General features: G+C 74.3%; 1 pseudogene. It reads left to right on the plus strand.

Annotated features, from left to right (window positions below):
* Window positions 1-218, plus strand: a pseudogene (locus AC0VY3_RS36350) (RNA polymerase subunit sigma-70); the annotation flags it as partial.

The following is a 218-nucleotide window of genomic DNA, read 5'->3' on the forward strand; positions in this document are numbered from 1 at the left end:
GCCCTTCGACAACATCGCCCCCATTCTCGGCCGCACCACGGTCACCACCCGGCAACTCGCCAGCCGCGCCCGGCGCCGTGTCCAGGGCGCCACCCCGGCCGCCGATGCGGACAACGACCGCAAACGCGACGTCGTCGACGCCTTCCTGACCGCCTCCCGCGGCGGCGACTTCGAGGCACTCCTGGCCGTCCTCCACCCCGACGTCGTCGCGCGCTCCG

Source organism: Streptomyces sp. iso_384 (assembly GCF_056172905.1).